The 16170-nt window shown below is 44.1% G+C and carries 17 protein-coding genes and 1 pseudogene; 9 read left to right on the top strand and 9 right to left on the bottom strand.

Translation table 11 applies throughout. The features are described 5' to 3' along the window. Window positions 1-41: 41 nt before the first annotated feature. Both GQR42_RS25260 and GQR42_RS25255 read right to left on the bottom strand, forming a co-directional pair. Window positions 42-3182, bottom strand: a complete 3141-nt coding sequence (locus GQR42_RS25260; protein ID WP_158202072.1) for a CHAT domain-containing protein — start codon at window positions 3180-3182, stop codon at window positions 42-44. A gap of 120 nt (window positions 3183-3302) precedes the next feature. Continuing rightward, a complete protein-coding gene (locus GQR42_RS25255; protein WP_158202071.1) occupies window positions 3303-3554 on the bottom strand; it encodes a DUF2283 domain-containing protein in 252 nt (83 codons plus the stop codon). 84 nt (window positions 3555-3638) lie between these two features. Between GQR42_RS25255 and GQR42_RS25250 the strand changes: the two genes are divergently transcribed. Further along, entirely contained in the window at window positions 3639-3953 is a 315-nt protein-coding gene (locus tag GQR42_RS25250) for a hypothetical protein (protein WP_158202070.1), read from the top strand. Here the strand turns inward: GQR42_RS25250 and GQR42_RS25245 are convergent. Both GQR42_RS25245 and GQR42_RS25240 read right to left on the bottom strand, forming a co-directional pair. Next, window positions 3913-4320: a type II toxin-antitoxin system death-on-curing family toxin gene (locus GQR42_RS25245; protein ID WP_158202069.1), complete on the bottom strand. Its 408-nt coding sequence runs from the start codon at window positions 4318-4320 to the stop codon at window positions 3913-3915. The two genes, GQR42_RS25250 and GQR42_RS25245, sit on opposite strands and share 41 nt — an antisense overlap. A gap of 4 nt (window positions 4321-4324) precedes the next feature. Next, window positions 4325-4549, bottom strand: coding sequence for an AbrB/MazE/SpoVT family DNA-binding domain-containing protein (locus tag GQR42_RS25240; RefSeq protein WP_012267820.1), 225 nt, complete (start codon window positions 4547-4549; stop codon window positions 4325-4327). Between the two features lie 103 nt (window positions 4550-4652). Here GQR42_RS25240 and GQR42_RS30210 point away from each other — a divergent pair, with 103 nt between their 5' ends. Then, window positions 4653-5006 carry a hypothetical protein gene (locus GQR42_RS30210; protein ID WP_158202579.1) on the top strand — a complete coding sequence of 118 codons (354 nt, stop codon included), beginning with the start codon at window positions 4653-4655 and terminating at the stop codon, window positions 5004-5006. A gap of 25 nt (window positions 5007-5031) precedes the next feature. Here the strand turns inward: GQR42_RS30210 and GQR42_RS25230 are convergent, their stop codons facing one another. Further along, complete coding sequence (locus GQR42_RS25230; RefSeq protein WP_158202068.1) at window positions 5032-5577, bottom strand: hypothetical protein; 546 nt, start codon at window positions 5575-5577, stop codon at window positions 5032-5034. Between the two features lie 206 nt (window positions 5578-5783). Here GQR42_RS25230 and GQR42_RS25225 point away from each other — a divergent pair, with 206 nt between their 5' ends. Both GQR42_RS25225 and GQR42_RS25220 read left to right on the top strand, forming a co-directional pair. After that, complete coding sequence (locus GQR42_RS25225) at window positions 5784-6047, top strand: hypothetical protein (RefSeq protein WP_158202578.1); 264 nt, start codon at window positions 5784-5786, stop codon at window positions 6045-6047. A 128-nt stretch (window positions 6048-6175) separates the two neighbouring features. Further along, window positions 6176-7060 (top strand): all3515 family Zur-repressed PEP-CTERM protein, encoded by an 885-nt coding sequence (locus tag GQR42_RS25220; protein ID WP_158202067.1) that lies wholly within the window; start codon window positions 6176-6178, stop codon window positions 7058-7060. A gap of 172 nt (window positions 7061-7232) precedes the next feature. Here the strand turns inward: GQR42_RS25220 and GQR42_RS25215 are convergent, their stop codons facing one another. Then, on the bottom strand, window positions 7233-7625 hold the full coding sequence (locus GQR42_RS25215; protein WP_158202066.1) for a hypothetical protein: 393 nt from the start codon (window positions 7623-7625) through the stop codon (window positions 7233-7235). A gap of 66 nt (window positions 7626-7691) precedes the next feature. On the opposite strand from GQR42_RS25215, the gene GQR42_RS25210 reads away from it, so the two are divergent. Both GQR42_RS25210 and GQR42_RS28035 read left to right on the top strand, forming a co-directional pair. Beyond that, window positions 7692-8540, top strand: a complete 849-nt coding sequence (locus GQR42_RS25210; RefSeq protein WP_158202577.1) for a hypothetical protein — start codon at window positions 7692-7694, stop codon at window positions 8538-8540. A 129-nt stretch (window positions 8541-8669) separates the two neighbouring features. After that, window positions 8670-8744, top strand: a pseudogene (locus tag GQR42_RS28035) (DUF751 domain-containing protein); the annotation flags it as partial. A 297-nt stretch (window positions 8745-9041) separates the two neighbouring features. Here GQR42_RS28035 and GQR42_RS25200 read toward each other — a convergent pair. Next, entirely contained in the window at window positions 9042-10430 is a 1389-nt protein-coding gene (locus tag GQR42_RS25200) for a carbohydrate-binding protein (protein ID WP_158202065.1), read from the bottom strand. 581 nt (window positions 10431-11011) lie between these two features. Between GQR42_RS25200 and GQR42_RS25195 the strand changes: the two genes are divergently transcribed. The 3 genes from GQR42_RS25195 to GQR42_RS25185 all read left to right on the top strand — a co-directional run bounded on the left by GQR42_RS25195 (window position 11012) and on the right by GQR42_RS25185 (window position 13317). After that, complete coding sequence (locus tag GQR42_RS25195) at window positions 11012-11209, top strand: DUF751 family protein (protein ID WP_158202064.1); 198 nt, start codon at window positions 11012-11014, stop codon at window positions 11207-11209. Window positions 11210-11250: 41 nt separating this feature from the next. Then, entirely contained in the window at window positions 11251-11643 is a 393-nt protein-coding gene (gene rbfA / locus GQR42_RS25190; RefSeq protein ID WP_158202063.1) for a 30S ribosome-binding factor RbfA, read from the top strand. Window positions 11644-11736: 93 nt separating this feature from the next. Continuing rightward, complete coding sequence (locus GQR42_RS25185) at window positions 11737-13317, top strand: glycoside hydrolase family 3 N-terminal domain-containing protein (RefSeq protein WP_158202062.1); 1581 nt, start codon at window positions 11737-11739, stop codon at window positions 13315-13317. Here GQR42_RS25185 and GQR42_RS25180 read toward each other — a convergent pair. Both GQR42_RS25180 and GQR42_RS29245 read right to left on the bottom strand, forming a co-directional pair. After that, entirely contained in the window at window positions 13314-14513 is a 1200-nt protein-coding gene (locus GQR42_RS25180; protein WP_158202061.1) for a lipid-A-disaccharide synthase-related protein, read from the bottom strand. The two genes, GQR42_RS25185 and GQR42_RS25180, sit on opposite strands and share 4 nt — an antisense overlap. Before the next feature lie 1186 nt (window positions 14514-15699). After that, window positions 15700-15924 (bottom strand): hypothetical protein, encoded by a 225-nt coding sequence (locus GQR42_RS29245; protein WP_233271168.1) that lies wholly within the window; start codon window positions 15922-15924, stop codon window positions 15700-15702. Between the last annotated feature and the right edge of the window lie 246 nt (window positions 15925-16170).

The following is a 16170-nucleotide window of genomic DNA, read 5'->3' as shown; positions in this document are numbered from 1 at the left end:
TAAATGTTCACTGTTCTGAATGCCGCTATATTATGCCAATTTCAATTAGCAGACCCAATCAAAATAAAGGGCGACCAAAAGAAAGGATGGCTTTTAATTTGACTCAGTTTCGCCTTTTGCATGGCTTCACTTTTAGTCATGCCATTCTTGAGATTTTGATAAAATTGAGTCATAATTTCCGCACTGGTTTTGTCTTCAGCATTCCAAAGACTGGCAATTACTGATTTAGCACCGGCTCTTTCTAAGACGTAAGCAAGTCCTGAAATTTCCTGGCCGTCTGCGTTGGCTTCCTTGGCGGTTTGACAGGCACTCAGGGTGATTAATTCGGTATTTTTTAAGCCTAATAATGCGGCATTGGCAATGTTATATTCCTTTTTATTGGCGAAAAGAATATTATTAGCTTGCATATCCAAATTAGGACAACCAGCGAGGTCAAAACAGCCGTGAGTTCCGAGGTGGAGAATGGAGAAACGCGCCGCTTGAATTTTAAATGTGTCTAGGGTGGCTTTTTCCCCGAGATATTTTTCACTTCCCGGAAAGATTTTGCTGATAGTTTCTGCTTCTATTTCTGTGCCTTTAAGTTCTTCTTGGGTGGGTTTAGGGTTAGCAAATGCTAGACCTTGTAAGGGTTTTCTTTCGGTCGCGGGAGGGGTAGATGTGGAGATACGAGTTAAATAATAAATCGGATATTTTTTTAGGAAAACTTGTTTATTTTTCTTATCGTAGAGAGTTTCAAAGGGAATATAGCGCAGTTGTCCGGTAGCGATGATGGCGATATTTTTCGGGGAATTGGTGGCGATTTGGGACTCAATGGGACGGATTAAAATCTCGTACAATTTACTGCTGGTAACGCGCCAGTAGGCATTTTTATCATTGGCTAATTGGGTACGGTATTCGCTGACGAGTTTATTCAATTCCTCGCGTTTTGCATCGCTCTGAATAACGATTAATTTTTCTCTAGTAACGAGAAATAGGGCGACTTTATCGCGGAGGGGAACGGGTTGAATAACGAGGGTATCAGGAGCGATATTTTTCTGTAGTTGGGCGATGTCGGTGGGTTTACTTTCAAAAAGTTCAGCAATTTCAGGATATTTATCTCCGATAGTTTCCGCATTTTTATACACTTTCTCCTCGAATTGTCGGATCTGTTGTGCCAGTTCTTCAGAGAATTTATCCTGTAGTTGTCGGCGCATTCCTTCGAGTTGTTGATTGTCGGTGTTCCAGTTATCAAGTGCTTTTTGTGCATCAGGATCAGCAACTTTGGCATTAATCAGGCGATTGTAGTCGGCGAGATCGGCAGTAGTGGCGAGGTTTAGCCATTCAAAGGCTTTTTCTGGTTGGTTTTGCTGGATGAGGACTTCGGCGAGGGTGATGACGGTTTTCTCGTTAGAGGCTAAAAACGATTTTCGATTTTGACCTGCAATATTTTCCCTCGAAATATCTCCCCGTATCTTGAGGATAATGTTGAGGGACTCTTCCAAATTCTTGATCGCTTCTGCGGGTTGATTTATCTTTTGATAAGCTAGGCCAAGATTATTTAAAGAATTAGCTTCCCCTTGGCGATCGTCGATTTTCCTCGCTATGTCTAGATTCTCTTGATGGTGATCGATCGCTTTCTGATATTGTCCGAGGGAAAGATAAGCACTTCCTAAATTGCCTAAAGAACCGGCTTCCCCTTTTAGATCGCCTATGTCCCTCGCAATGTCTAAAGTCTGTTCAAGGTAATCGATCGCTTTTTCGTACTCTCCGAGGAAGTAGTGAGCAACTCCTAAATTGTTTAAAGAAGACCCTTCCTCTTGGCGAAGGCCTATATCCCTCGTGATGACTAAAGACTTTTCGTAGAGATCGATCGCTTTTTGGTACTGTCCGAGGGATTGGTAAGCGAGTCCTAAATTGCCTAAAGATCTGGCTTTACTTCCTCGATCGCCGATTTTCTCAGCGATTTCTAAAGACTGCTGGTGGTAATCGATCGCTTTTTGGTATTGTCCGAGGGATTGGTAAACGTTTCCTAAATTGCCGAGAGCATTGGCTTGCCCTTTTAGATCGCTTTTCTCCCTTGCGATTTCTAAAGACTGCTGGTGGTAATTGATAGCTTTTTGATACTGTCCTAGTAAGTGGTAATCAACTCCTAAATTGCCTAAAGAACTGGCTTCCCCAGAACGATCATCTAACTCCCTCGTGATGGCTAAAGACTGCTGGTGGTCATCGATCGCTTTTTGGTATTGTCCGAGGGATTGGTAAGCGTTTCCTAAATTGTTTAAAGAGGCCGCTTCTCCAGAACGATCATTGATTTTCTTCGTGATGTTTAAAGACTGCTGATGGTAATTGATCGCTGTTTGATACTCTCCACGCGATTGGTAAGCGTTTCCTAAATTGTTTAAAGAATTGGCTTCTCCTTGGCGATTAACTATCTCCCTGTTAATGACTAAAGACTTTTCGTGGAGATCGATCGCTTTTTGATATTGTCCGAGGGAAAGATAAGCACTTCCTAAATTGTCTAAAGAAGCCGCTTCTCCTTGTCGATTGTTGATTTCTTGATAAATTTGTAAGGCTTTTTTCCACGATTGCAAGGCTTCTCGAAACTGACTTATTTTATATTGTTGAGCGCCTTGCTGTAAAAGCTTATCCGCTTCTTTTCGCTGTTTTTCTGCTTCCATTAATACTAAGAGTTTTTCAGCAATTTTTTCTAAATCAGCATCCTTAATTTCTTTTGCGATGGTTAAAGTCTGCTGAAAAAATTCTATGCTCTCCTTAAATTCTCCTAACTCATAGTAAGCCCCACCGAGATTTAAAAAAGCGAGTGCTTCTAGACGACGTTCTTTTGACTCTTGTGCTATTTTAACCGCATTTTCTAAAACAGAAATAGCTTGACGGTATTGACCGTCGTTAACATAGGCATTGCCTAAATTAACGGTAGATTTAGCTTCTCCTGAAAGGTCTTTAATTTGCTGGTAGGCTATCACCGCCTGTTGACAGGATTGAATCGCCAATTTTACTTGATTATTATCAAGATTCTGGCGACATAATTGCAAAAGCTGATCGGCTTCCGCTTTCCTCGCATCCGTATTTTGCGCTATTACCGCAGGGACGAGAGAGGAGAGTTTCCCGTTAACAACTGGTGGGGTGACGGTAGCCACTAGAGAAAGGGTAAGTAAGGCGTAAATTTTGGGAATTTTAACCATTTACCCGCACCTCTCCACAAAATCCTCTTGATATGACCCCATTATGCCAGACATCAAAAAAATCGACGGGAGGAAAAAAGGTCGGGCATGGCAAAAAATGTCTTGAATTTCTCACATCACTTAACAATTTAGTATTAACTTTCCGAACCATCGTCTAATCTCTTGTATTTCACCCTCTTCCAACGGAAAATCAATATTTTTGAATTGTTCGGCCGTTCTCTGCTTGACCCCTAAAATCTCGATCCCCACAACCCTATCCGTCTCATCGTAATCATAGACAATTCCCAGCGCAACCTCCTCAGAATCCATAACCTTTCCCTCAAAACGACGGATATAAGCGGCATTAGCGGCTCGATCGTAGTCTATTTTCATAGTTTCCCCCTTAATCGGCGTTCAAAATGGACAATTACCAAAAGATTATAATTACTATATTGTTCAGATCAAACAAAAATACCCATGAAAACTAGACAAGAATACCTCAACGCCCTAGTCAACTTTGACCAACCCCTATCAACTATCCTACCTATCCTAAAAACCTTTCCTTGGGACAGTAGCGAAGCAATTATCACCCTAAAAAAAGAGCATTTGCTCCAGATTCTCGATCGCTATCTCAATAACGCTCTATCTGTCACCGACCTAGAAAGCTGGGCCGATGCCATTGAATGCAGAGAAGATATCACCTATGAAACCGATTACGAAGATCTCATCAATGACATCATTTTTCTCCTCGCTAACCCGACATTAGAGGAATCTTTGATAAACGTTTCCTAATCCACTCAGCTAATTCTTCTTCTGAAAGCTTACCAACAGCAAGATCGATCCATATCTGGTATTTTTCTTGACTAGAAGCTTGAAGATCGTAGCCATTGAGCCGGAGAAAAGTCCTCGTCACTACATAGGCCGTTCTCTTATTCCCATCTACAAAAGGGTGATTCTTGACAATCCCATAAGCGTAGGCTGCTGCCAAAGAAGCCATGTCAGGAGGCGACTCAGAATAAGCCAGAAGATTTTGCGGTCGGGAAAGTGCGCTTTCTAGCAACCCCTCATCTCGAATACCCTCTAATCCACCATGCTCGGCTATTTGGCGGTGATGAATCGCGAGAGCTACCCTATGAGCTATCCAGATTAGCTGGTTCATGAGCCTAAGTTGCCAGCTTTCTCAAAACATTCCAGTCTTCGCGCATCACTTCCTCCGCCACTTCCATTTGCTGGACAAATTCAGGGTCGTAGGGTGTAAGCTCAAAGCCATTCGGCGTTTCCAAGACGTAGAGCATATCGCCTTTACTAAGGCGCAGCTTCTCCACCAACTCCTTCGGGAAAATCACCCCCATAGAGTTCCCTACCGTTGTGACTTTTAACTTAATCATTGTTTTTTGACTGAGTAAATATATCAATTATAGCACCTCCCATATTTCCTGAATTTCTCACATCACTTAACAATTTAGTATTAACTTTCCGAACCATTGTCTAATCTCTTATTTTTCACTCTCTTCCAACGGAAAATCATCCCTATCAACTATCCTCCCTATCCTAAAAACCTTTCCTTGGGACAGTAGCGAAGCAATTATCACCCTAAAAAAAGAGCATCTGCTCGATATTCTCGATCGCTATCTCCATAACGCTCTATCTGCCACCGACTTAGAAAACTGGGCTGATGCCATCGAATGCAGAGAAGATATCGCCTATAAAACAGATGAGGAAGATCTCATCAATGACATCATTTTTGACCTCGCTAACCCGACCTTAAACGATCCACTATCACCAAAAATGATCGAACAATATATCAGCCAACTTTCCCATTTAAAGTCTTCCTTAATTACCTAAAAAATTGACCTCTTCTTTGTGAAATTTAATGCGGGTTTACTTGAATCTCAATTTTGTACGAGGGGTTGAATTTAATTTCCTCGACAACGTAGGAACTCTTACTCGCTACCGCCTCGATACCTCTTATTTTTGGAGAATCTAGCGAGGTTAAAGTTACTTCCGCTTTTCCTTGATTAACATCAATAATTTTGAAGTTTTGTCGGGGTTCCGTCCAGCGTTCTCTATTCTGGTTTGGATTGCTTGATCCCCCTTCCCCACGAATAACAAGCTCTCCGCTTTTGATAATTACTTCCCCTTGAAAATGTACCTTTTCCATCTCTTTCATCGCTACGTTCCTCGACTCTCCGCTTAACTCGATCGCTACCGTTTTCGTCCTCGAATCGAATTTCGTTAATCTCCCGGACATTGATCTACTATTTTTTAAAAATACCCGCGCGTCTCTGGGCAAAAATACGGGAATTTTGGAGATCGATCCGGTTGGTGTTGGAGTCGCGGTAGCTAGAGGATAGACCGCGAGAGATGCGATCAATAGGAGTCCGGTTATTGTCATTACTGGTAAGATTTTTTTCATCGGTATTCTCGAAGATGGTGTCTGGATTCGGTGAATGGGAAACGTTTTTATCGAGTGTGGATTCGGTTCGATCGGATAGCCGCGGGTAAATTTTCCTAGGGGTGGTGGGTTACGCTATCGCTAACCCACCCTACGGGTTTTTTCCATATTTTAGCGTCGGGATTGTCAAAGGGGAAGCGTTTTATCTTCTCTTTATGTTAAAACTTATGAAGGTAATCCTTTATGCGGTAAGCGATAGAAATATGACTCTACAAGAGCTAATGCGGTGGGTGGAAAAATTATCCTCGATCGAGAAACGGCAACTGATCGAAAAAATTACCGCAGAAATGGCATCGGAATCGGCAGAAATTAATCAACCCCGTCCATCTTTATGGGGTATATGCGCCGATTTAGGACAGGCTCCCTCGGCTGAAGATATCGATAAAACCCGACGAGAAGCGTGGGGAGATTTTACGGTAGAGGATCTTTAAGTGTTAAAAGCAGTTTTAGATACTCATGCGGTTATGGAGAGACGCGACACCTGTCTACGACACGCTGTCTGTTGAATTCCAGAAAAGTCTTTATTACAATAGCTATAACAAAATCTCTGACAAAATATATGTTTATTTTGACTAATAAGGTTTTAAATGCCTTTTTCGTCTCGATTTCCGCCGTCTTTCTTAGTTCGACCGCGAGCCTCGCCCAATCCCATAGTAGTCATCATCATATTATGGTCGGGATAGACGGACTCCCGACTCTAGCCAGCGGGACTTATAAAGCTCTGGCCAATCCGAACTACGGGAGACTATCGCTTCTGTTCCCGCATCAACATGAACCCGTCGAGATCAGTCATTTCCACGCCATCGGTATTTATAGTTACACGGGGGAGGCAACGAATCCGACAGTGGTAGAGACCAGTACCAATAACCGATTGCCCGAAACACGGTTCGACCTACCCCCGATCCCCCTGTTTCCGGGTAGCGGCGTTTTTGCGGGAAAGAATATTAGCCAGAAAACGGACGCTCATATGTATTCGGATTTGAAAATACGTCCGGTCGCCCATTTAACCGACGATCTCGCCGATCCTTACGTGAACGCAATTTATAATACGGGAAACGGTCGCTGGAAGGACTTGTTGGGAGACGAGGCGACGATCACCCTACAATTAATCGATATCACGCCCGGTTTGACGGTAACGGACGCTTCGGGAATAAATTTGTTTAACGCGGTCAACGATACTTATGTTATCGGGCAAGGAGATTGGTTCGCTTTCACTCCCGTGTTTTCAACAGATGGGAACGCGCCGTTAGGAACCTATTCCGCTACCTTTCGCTTCGTGGATACGAATACCGCAAACGGTCGTACCCCGCTATTACCATCGGGAACCTTTAGCCTCGATTTCCAACCGGTTCCCGAATCCTCTACCTTGCCCGGAATCGTTCTCTTGGGTTCGCTCGGTCTTCTCGGCGGAGTAAAAAGGCAAAAAAAGAAAAATAGCCGATAATCCGTCCAAAATGTTAGGACTTTTCTAATCTAACGACCTACCATTGTAGGGAACCTGCGTAGGAATAACATCCCAAGGAGACAACTAATCAAATTCCTATTCCCCGAATATAATTGGATGCGGTGGGTTAGCGCTACTCTTAACCCAACCTGCGGTTTTTGTCAATATATTTTTACTTTCCGAAACCTTTGTTCGGGCGGTTTTGTTTGGCAATACGGAGGGCTTTTCCGGTTTTGCCATCCTGTAGTGCGATCCGCATCGATCGCTTTTTCTGGTAGGATTGAATATCCGCCGCTAACGGATGATCGTTATCGATGCGTAGATGGGTTAAAGAACAGACAAGACCCGTTTGTTTTCCCAATTCATTTTTTAGGAAACAAATAATTCCCCCCTCGTCTCCCGTGTAGAAAATCTTATCGATCGAAAACTGGTGATCAGGTTTGTATCGCTCGCCTTTTGTTTCAGCTAGTTTTAACGTTTCGGGAGTTGCACGCACAGGGATTGGTAAACTCGCTTCCATTTTCTCAATTAACAAACGAACTTGTCGGGGATCGTCGATCGACATGGGTTATTCTCCTTGATAAAATACAAATAACTGGCGATAGAACCCGATCGATCGAGTAGAATAGCGATCAAAAACGCCAATCAGGGACATTTTGCCGTGAGCGCTCCGAATTCTCCCCCTCCCGGAACACAGATACTAGGAACCTTCGCCAGTCTTCTCGGTTTGCTGGGGATTTTTCTCTATTTTACGGGATGGATCTATCGGTGGGCCTATTTCGGCTGGTTTAGCCTTGAGATTAACCGTCTGGACTTGCCCTTGCGTTCCTTCCTTTTTGTGCCGATACAGGTCTTCTGTGGCGATTTCGGGGCGTTGCTGCGAACGTTTCTGGCGCTGGTTGCCGTTGCCTTTGCGATTCAATTGACCCTCTGGATTTTGTCTCCCCTGCCATCCTATGCAATTGTCAGTCAATCTAAACGGAAATTTCATCAAAAATTTCAGTTCCTAAGTTTATTAGTCCGGGGAATTCCCGAATCTCTCCGAAAAGATTTGATCGCTGTTATTTGGCTATTAATTATCCTTTTTTGGTTAGCTCGAATTCAAGGATCGATCGATGCCCGTCGCGATGCGGTTAATGATACTTCTACCTTACCGGTTATCACTTTAGTTTTACCAGAAAAACAGATAGCGATCGGTCGGAATCCAGAGGATGTTTTTACCGATCCTTCTCTCAAAGGTTATCGAATTATCGGTGATACTAAATTACTCGAAGAGCTGCGGGGAAAAGAAACGAATGATAGCAAAGTTAATCCCCCGCGAGTCTGGCGGTTATTAATCCAAAATAACAATTGGACTTATGTTTTTCGCGGGTTATCCCCTCAGTCGGCAGAAAATGAACGTCTGGCGATTCTAGCCATTCGCGAGGATAAGGAGGGACAATTGATGATTCTCGCGCCGGATGTCCCAGAATCCCGATGAGAGTCAATCGGGGAAATTATCGAATTATCCTTGAACATGGCTGTGGCTAAGTGCCATTAATCGGGCGGGGTGGCAGCATCTGAGCTTACTGCTATAATTACTTACGGACAAAGATAATAAATAAAATTTATGGGCGACTTTTTTGATAACGTGAGCCGTTACCCCCGCTATCTGATTAGCTTTAGTTTAGGGATTTTCTGCGCCAGAGATTCACACTAAATCCGTTGAGTATAGGCTACATATCAGGACAAGCAATAGGCAATAGACAAAAGGGGCAATAGATAATCAGTCTTTAATAACCAGATTTAGTATCACACCCCTTATTGTCTCTGATTAGGGGTTGTAGCTGCTTTAGTTTAGCCTGATCGGATTAGCTTTTCCTGCGCTTTTTTTCGGCTTGAGATTTTGAGTTTTAGGGTAACTGCTTGAGTTTTTTTTTGAATTACCCCTTGACAATCAAAACAGTCGCTACGAGGCTATGGGATCAAACTTAATAAACAATTAACAAGTATAAGCATTTGATGTCCCTGTTGCTGATGCACCAGTCACCACATCAACTGCGCGAATTACAGCAGGATTAACTTGATTTCGCCAACAGTTGGCCTGGAAGAAATTAGTTTTTTCCGAAAATTGTCCCTGTGCATCTGCAAGATCTTCCGTCAGATGGAATGGATTCTTTTGATTGACTAGATTCTCAACATAGAACTTGACTCTTCCACCAGGGGTAAAACCTTTACCACTAACCCTTATGGCTCCACCAGTTTGATTCTTTGTAGTAAAAACAACGATTGATGGACTCACTGGTTTATCCAATAATTCCCAACCCTTCCAGGGGGAAACGCCATCCCACCACTTGTGCCAAACCCCATCATCCATCCCACGGGCAAAAACATCAAGCCTGTTAGTCCCCCAAGAAACAACTGTAGGAGGTCCTTGGATTTCGCCCCCCAGGGATTGCCATCCACTCCAACTGCTGGGACTTCCATTGCCATAATTGTGATACACAGCCCCATCTTTTTGTTCGCGTATAAATACGTCTAGCCGGCCTTTAGACCATGCAACCGCAGCAGGAGGGTCAGATGTACCAGGTCTATTGGTATTAATTGGGCCACCCACATCATACCAATCCAATTGTGATGGTTTCCAGGGAAATACTCCATCCCATAATTTGTGTTTAATGGTACCATCCCACGACCGGACGAAAATATCAATCCTCTCATCCCCCCAAGAAACAACCGTTGGCGCTCCTTTTAACGGTGAGCCACCTAGTGTTTCCCATCCGCTCCAGTTGTTAGGATTGCCATTTCCATAGTTATGATAGACATTCCCGTCTGAAGCGAGTACGAAAACGTCTAAACGACCTTTAGACCATGTTACTGCGGCAGCAGGCTCAGATGTTTCAACCCCCAGCAGGGGTTGCCAATCTAATTGTGAGGGTTTCCATCCCTTCCCATCCCACCACTTGTGGTAAATACGATTATCCGTGCCACGAGCAAAAATATCGATTCGATTATTTCCCCAAGAAACAACTGTAGGAGAACCTTGAATCAGACCACCCAGTAGTTCCCATCCTGCTAAAGGTTTATCGTTGTTACTTCCATAATTGTGATACAGAGCGCCATCAACACCGCGGGCAAAAATATCAAGTCGATTGCTAGACCATGCAACTGCAACTGGGTAATCCGTAATCCCTCCCCCAAGCGGCTGCCAATCAAAGTCAGATGGTTTCCACCCGGCGTTGTTGTCGAACCACTTTCGATAAACACGACCATCGACACCACGAGCAAAACAGTTCAACCAAATAGGGTTTTTTACTATTGGTTGTGCCTGTCCAAACAAGCTTTTGTATTTTGTGGCAATTGGATAGGGAATTGTGGCAATTTTTAACATAGGATATATATGAATTAGGAAATAAGTGTTTAATTTTAACTATTCTTGCGAACTTATTATCGACCTTACTGTTCGACGAGCATAACTGTAATCCTAGACGGGTTTTTTCCAGACAACAGCCTTTTTAAGATTTTCTTAAAAATTATAATTTATCCATCTAATCACCCTCTACCCCAGCAGCGCATTCTTAGTCGTTGCTGAATTAAGGTATCAATGCCAACCTTGCACCCATCCAAAAGTTAGTTTGGAGCTAAGTTTTAAAAATCCCTTATTAGTCGGGGAAATTCCCGACTCTCTCCGCCAAGATTCGATATTCGATCGCTGTCATCCGGCTATTAATTATCCTCTTTTGGTTAGCCCAAATTCAGGGATCGATCGATGCCCGTCGCAAGCTCGAAAGTAGCTGTACCCTTAACTTGATCTAGAGTAGAGTGATTCCGTATTTCTCTCCAGCCAGATAAGTGTACTATTGTGCAGTACAAAAATCTAGAGATTCTGTTAAGTCCCTTTTATCGGGCGGGGTGGCAGCATCGAAGCTTACTGCTATAATTACTTACGGACAAAGATAATAAATAAAATTTATGGGCGACTTTTTTGATAACGTGAGCCGTTACCCCCGCTATCTGATTAGCTTTAGTTTAGGGATTTTCTTCGCCTTTTTCGGCTGGTTGGCCCCTTTATTAAAAAATCCCCTCACAGCGATCGCACTTGTCGGCTTTCTGGGGGGAACTTTCGCCCTTCTTTATTTCACCCTCAAAGCCATGCTCGGATTAGCTTGATACAATGGTAGGGGTTTCGCTGTTTTTAGGGGACAAAAATTATGGCTAACGACCGTCGAGTATCTCGCGTGTCCTCGCTAATTAAGCGCGAGGTCAGCCAAATGTTATTAATGGAAATTAAAGATGATCGGGTCGGAGCCGGTATGGTTAGCGTTACCGATGTGGATCTCTCCCACGACCTGCAACACGCTAAAATTTTTGTGTCTATCTACGGCAATGAAGATGCCAAGGCCGAAACTATGGCCGGGTTAAAAGCAGCCGCGGGATTCGTCCGGCGTGAACTCGGTCAACGCATCCGTCTCAGACGTACCCCCGAAGTGGTCTTCCTAGAAGATTCTTCCCTTGAACGCGGCGATCGAATGTTACACCTTCTTGATCATATTAAAAGCGATCGACCCCCAGAAGATGACGATTCCGATATCAGTGACCAGTGACCAGTGAACAGTAGAAGATGACTAAATTTAGGCAAAACTGATAACTGATAACTGATAACTGATAACTGATAACTGATAACTGATAACTGATAAGTGAGCGATCGCATTTTATCCCTAAAAGAACGTATTGGTCAGATGATAGTAGTCCGCGCTTCCGGCTATCTCTTTGACCAACAAATCCGCTATCCTGCTTGGGAACCCCTCAACGCTACCCTGAAACATTGGTTAGAAACCCTCCACCTCGGTGGGGTGATTCTCTTAGGAGGCAGCGCCGCCGAAATCGCTTTCCGCACTCAACAATTACAAAGTTGGTCCGGCGATAATCCTCTCCTCATCGCCGCTGATATCGAGGAGGGAGTCGGCCAAAGATTTTCCGGGGCCACTTGGTTTCCCCCCCCGATGGCTTTAGGAAAAATAGCTGAAAAAAGCTTGACAAAAGCCACAGAATATGCTAAGGAAATGGGAGCAATTACGGCGAAGGAAGCACTAGCGATCGGGATTAACTGGATTTTAGCCCCAATTGTCGATGTGAACAATAATCCCGACAATCCGGTTATTAATATTCGTTCCTTCGCTGAAACTCCCGAAATCGTCGCTAATCTGGCTCAAGCTTTTATTTTAGGGGCGGATTCCTATCCAGTTTTGACCACGGCCAAACATTTTCCTGGCCACGGTGACACCAGCAATGACTCCCATCTCGATCTTCCCATCATCAACCACGATCATCATCGCCTAGAAGCGATCGAATTGCCGCCCTTTCAAGCAGCAATCGAGTCGGGGGTTGATAGTATTATGTCAGGTCATCTGTTAATTCCCGCTTGGGATGCCGAATTTCCCGCCACTCTTTCCTCGAAAATTCTCGGGGAAAAACTGCGCCAAAATCTCGGTTTTCAGGGTTTAATCGTCACTGATGCCCTGATTATGGGGGGAGTGACTAAAATTGCCAGTGCTGCCGCTATAGCAGTGAAGGCGGTACAGGCGGGGGCTGATATACTGTTAATGCCTCCCGATCCGATCGAAGCGATCGAAGCGGTGTATAGTGCCGTGCAAGCGGGTACAATTAGCGAAGCGAGAATTAATGATTCTTGGCAGCGTATTCAACGAGCAAAAGAGAAATTAGGGCAAAGACAGCCATCCTTAGAATCCTTAAGCAGTTTAGCGGCACCGCAAGCTCTAGAGATTGTCAGCGATATTTTAAAGGATTCCCAAACAGTTAGCGGTAATTTACCCATTAAAGCCACTCAAGGCCGCAATTTAATCATTATCGATGATTTACTCCACTGTGACTTTCTCGATCGCTCTTGTCCGGCGGTGACAATTCCCCGACAATGGGGTTATCAAACCCAAATAATCGACCGTAGCACCTTTAATCAATCCCTCGTCTCCCCAGAAACGACTCTCCTACAAGTATTCATCCGTGGTAATCCTTTTCGGGGTAGTGCCGGATTAAGGGACGAAACGAAAGCTATCTATCAAGCTTTGCTGAAAACCGGACAGATTCAAGCATTGATTATTTATGGTAGTCCCTACGTTTTCCAGTGGTTTCGTCAACAAAGCGCAGAAATTCCCTATCTTTTCAGCTATGGACAACAAGCAAGCGCCCAAAAAATCGCCCTAGAAACTATTTTTGATTGGCCCACTAGCGGCGAAAATCAGACCGATACTTTCATTTAAGGGCAAAAATTGCCTAGTAACCATTGGGCAATGCGATCGGAGGCACCGGCTGGCCCCATTCTCTGACGACCATTAACGGCGATTTCTTGCCACTGTGGGGGATTTTGTAATAAATATTCTAACTTGTCTGCCACTGACTCGGCACTATCGCCCAAGAGAATTGAACAGCCTAATAAACGCTGTTGCAGTTTGGCAAAATGGGGAGTAAATTGTGGTCCAGATCCCGCAATTGTGATCGCCGGTTTACCCAAACCGACGAACTGTTCCGTGGCAGTTCCCGCCATGGCGATCGCTAGATGGCAACGACCTAAATATTCGGCGTAATCCCTTTGAGAAATAGTTATAAATACCTCTTGACAAATAAACTTATTTGTGCTATGTTCTCGCCAACCCCGGGAAATTAAAGCAGCCGTAAAAGATTCTAGGGGGAGAGAAGGAGCGATCGCCGCCAAAAATTCCAGCTTGTGATCGGGAAAACGTCCGATCATGGCCGCCACAGCTGCGAGAATTTGCTGCCAATTGTGGAGAGATTCGGGAAAGCGCGAACCGGGTAGCAGCAGAATATTTAGGCAATCTTGGGGAAAATCGCCCGTTATCGAGGGTAAAAGGTCATCCATCATCGGATTACCCCCATCGACAACAGGAATTGACCACTGTTGTAAAATTTTGCTAGTTAAACTATCCCGGGGAAAAACCCCCCGACAGCGAGGATGAGCCATTAACCAGCGTTCCCAGGGATAATAGTAGGAACCCCAGCGGCGATCGATGATCGAGCTACTATCTAACCATCCCCGCTCATCCCGGAGATAGTATTCCGATTTAGCCGTTCCCACAAAAGCATAATCTGTCCCGCTCAACCAAGCAAGGGCAAGGGGTAAGATATCTCCCACCGCGACAATTTTTCCCCCTTCTTGGCCCCAATTTCTGACGAGACGGTATTGACGGGAGGTTAATCCTAATAATCCCTCCCGTAGATCTCGCCATAATTGTTGGGCATCCCTGGTGATAAAACCCCCAGAGGGCATTTTTTGACCTCGATCGAGAAGGGGAATCCCCAGACGAGTATAAGCATAACCGTTACCCACTAGGGGTAAAGCAGTAATATCCGGACAGAGGGGAGATGATTGCAGTCTTTTAATAATCCGGATCGCGATCTCATCTTCACCGTGGCCATTACTCAAAAATAATAATTTCACTTTTTTTCTTAACTTCTGGCTTAAAGTCCTAAACTTAGGTTGTTTTATTCCCTTCGACCCTAGACAATGCTGATGGTTAGGGAACATCAATTTGATAAAAGCAGTTAACCAACTCCCATTTAGTCTAATCTACCAGAAGGTTTCGCCGATCGCCTATCTCTGTCCTGATAGCGACCATTTGACCAAAGGTAAGACTAAGTGATAAGAGATTAGTTTAACTGCTTCTATTTTTCTCGCTCAAAAGACCAGATCATACTAAATCCTGTTGGCTCTCTTGGACATTGGCTGAAAAATGTTCACCATGTCACATTATAGGCGCAAGCAGTTCGATCAACTCACTGACCACGTTGCGCCCCTACCGCCGCGCGTGGTGTGATTGGTAGGGGCCTATAGCGTACGCCCTTTCTTCGATAAAATTTGCTGATCACCATAACTCCAAGAGAGCCATCCTGTTTAAAAGGTATAGCGGAGCGCCAGAACTGTGGAGCAGGGAGAAACAATCCATAACTTCTGAGTTAATCACAAATCTTCCGTTAGGTGAGGAGAATCCGAGACTCCGAGACGGTCGATAGGAAGAGAAAAAAGACAATAACCTTAGTCCTGTCCTCTAGATGCCTAGAGTGACGGCATTTCCTGCTGCTTTAGACTTGGTACATCTGAGGTAATGAGCGAGGAAAAAAAGCGGTATCTGATAGCCTAAATCAGAAACCCGTTGAGCCTGAACTTATGGATAGCCCTGGGGCGAAGATACGAATTAACCATCGTCAACACCCACGAGCCAAAAGGCTGACAGGCTCGAAACAAAAGTTAACAGAGTTGGGGCTGATAGCTCACACCACGATCAGTAGGGCATTCCTGTTGCTCCCGGTGGACAGTATCATCCTAACGGTTCAACCAATGGTTATAGGGAACGAAGTAACCCGGCGTTGACTCTGCCCGTTCGGGGCTGTAGGAAACCATCCGCAAGTCAATAGAGGGAGAGGATGCCCTCAAAAGCCAAGGCTTTGAGTAATATCAAAGAGCTGCTAACAAAGGGCGGGTAACTAGGAAGTCTAAGCCACAATCAATGGTCATATACGCCCTAAAACCAACAATCTTGTCTGGTGGGGATACAGCCAAGAGAGTTGAATAGACAAGGAAATAATCATTCCCATTATCATTCTACTAATGACAGTAGCCTAGTTACTCAGGAGCCGGATACGGCGAAAGTCGTAAGTCCAGTTTTGAAGCAGGGGGTGAGAAGGCGACTTCCTGCTCTACTGTAACGGGTGTAGGGAAGGAAACCTCTTTCATCTCTGGTGGTGAAAATTTTTTCATCGGGACTGACTCCTAACCCAAGGTTCGGCAAAGATAAGCAAAAATTATTTATTGACTCCAAAAACTTGAGAATATTTAAATTAACATTCCGCAATATTTACAAATTCTTAAAAATTAATTGAGAAAGATTGTTATTTAACAACGATGTTATAATGGTTACATCGGTTTTGCAGAATTTCATAATGGGCTATTATTTGCTTTTTTGGGCAGCAACGGTTAAAACCCTTGCCACACCTAGAAGGTAATCCTAATTAAGACAGGTAAATGAGTCAATTTCACCCACAACGATGCTTTTTTTTTATGTAGTTTTATTGCAAAAAAAAAGTTTTTTTGACAAAAA

It is taken from the genome of Microcystis aeruginosa FD4 (assembly GCF_009792235.1).
GTDB lineage: Bacteria > Cyanobacteriota > Cyanobacteriia > Cyanobacteriales > Microcystaceae > Microcystis > Microcystis viridis.
The sequence above is the reverse complement of the archived record's forward strand: the minus strand, read 5'-3'. Positions and strand labels throughout refer to the sequence as shown.

Coding starts and splice junctions, on each gene's coding strand:
- GQR42_RS25260 (WP_158202072.1), bottom strand. CDS start 3,182: ATGGTTAAAATTCCCAAAATTTACGCCTTACTTACCCTTTCTCTAGTG.
- GQR42_RS25255 (WP_158202071.1), bottom strand. CDS start 3,554: ATGAAAATAGACTACGATCGAGCCGCTAATGCCGCTTATATCCGTCGT.
- GQR42_RS25250 (WP_158202070.1), top strand. CDS start 3,639: ATGAAAACTAGACAAGAATACCTCAACGCCCTAGTCAACTTTGACCAA.
- GQR42_RS25245 (WP_158202069.1), bottom strand. CDS start 4,320: ATGAACCAGCTAATCTGGATAGCTCATAGGGTAGCTCTCGCGATTCAT.
- GQR42_RS25240 (WP_012267820.1), bottom strand. CDS start 4,549: ATGATTAAGTTAAAAGTCACAACGGTAGGGAACTCTATGGGGGTGATT.
- GQR42_RS25230 (WP_158202068.1), bottom strand. CDS start 5,577: ATGAAAAAAATCTTACCAGTAATGACAATAACCGGACTCCTATTGATC.
- GQR42_RS25225 (WP_158202578.1), top strand. CDS start 5,784: ATGAAGGTAATCCTTTATGCGGTAAGCGATAGAAATATGACTCTACAA.
- GQR42_RS25220 (WP_158202067.1), top strand. CDS start 6,176: ATGTTTATTTTGACTAATAAGGTTTTAAATGCCTTTTTCGTCTCGATT.
- GQR42_RS25215 (WP_158202066.1), bottom strand. CDS start 7,625: ATGTCGATCGACGATCCCCGACAAGTTCGTTTGTTAATTGAGAAAATG.
- GQR42_RS25200 (WP_158202065.1), bottom strand. CDS start 10,430: ATGTTAAAAATTGCCACAATTCCCTATCCAATTGCCACAAAATACAAA.
- GQR42_RS25195 (WP_158202064.1), top strand. CDS start 11,012: ATGGGCGACTTTTTTGATAACGTGAGCCGTTACCCCCGCTATCTGATT.
- rbfA (WP_158202063.1), top strand. CDS start 11,251: ATGGCTAACGACCGTCGAGTATCTCGCGTGTCCTCGCTAATTAAGCGC.